The organism is Achromobacter sp. SIMBA_011, from assembly GCF_046535435.1.
In the GTDB taxonomy this organism is placed as follows: Bacteria; Pseudomonadota; Gammaproteobacteria; order Burkholderiales; family Burkholderiaceae_B; genus Achromobacter; species Achromobacter dolens.
Genome location: NZ_JAWRWN010000354.1, coordinates 1 through 276, shown reverse-complemented (window position 1 = coordinate 276; position 276 = coordinate 1). Strand labels below are relative to the sequence as shown.

Below are 276 nucleotides of genomic sequence, written 5' to 3'. Positions count from 1 at the left end.
GCAATGCCCAAGCTGAGCGCCCTTGACCTTTCCGACTGCGAAATAGCCCTCACCCCAGCCGAAGCACGCTCTATCAGCGACCTGGACAACCTTGAGTTCTTGCATTTGGACAACAACCCACTGGGCAATGCGCCGGATGTCAGCGCCCTGCACCTGTTGAACACGCTGAAGCTGTCCAACACGCAGATCAGTCAGGTGCCCGACGGATTGTTTCAACTGCACGGGCTGCAAACCTTGGACCTGAGCAATAACGCGCTACGCGATATTCCTGCGGAC

1 protein-coding gene is annotated in these 276 nt (G+C 57.2%); it reads left to right on the top strand.

All coding sequences use genetic code 11. From position 1 onward, the window contains the following. On the top strand, positions 1-276 hold a 276-nt coding region (locus tag SB816_RS31275), incomplete at both ends, for a leucine-rich repeat domain-containing protein (RefSeq protein WP_410548149.1).